This window comes from Halomonas sp. ND22Bw, assembly GCF_003011945.1.
GTDB classification, from domain to species: domain Bacteria; phylum Pseudomonadota; class Gammaproteobacteria; order Pseudomonadales; family Halomonadaceae; genus Halomonas; species Halomonas halophila.
The window spans coordinates 1-275 of record NZ_PXWD01000775.1 but is presented as its reverse complement, the minus strand read 5'-3'; the positions used below and the strand labels follow the sequence as shown (position 1 = coordinate 275).

Below are 275 nucleotides of genomic sequence, written 5' to 3'. Positions count from 1 at the left end.
CGGCCGAGATGACGAAGGCCAGCAGCTTGAAGCGGCTCACGTCGTAGCCCAGCGACAGGGCGCGTGGCTCGTTCTCCTTGATGCCCTTGAGCACCTGGCCGAAGGGCGAATGGATGGTGCGAACGATCAGCAGGAAAGCCACCACCACGATGACCAGCGCGACGTAGTACATCGTGAGGTCGTTCGACAGGTCGATCACGCCGAACAGCTTGCCGCGTGGCACGCCCTGCAGGCCGTCCTCGCCGCCGGTGAACTTCGCCTGCAGCGCGACGAAG

1 protein-coding gene is annotated in these 275 nt (G+C 64.7%); it reads right to left on the bottom strand.

Annotated elements, in window-relative coordinates; translation table 11 throughout:
* Positions 1-275, bottom strand: a 275-nt coding sequence (locus tag CVH10_RS20230) for a branched-chain amino acid ABC transporter permease (protein ID WP_146143173.1), incomplete at both ends; no start/stop codon positions are given.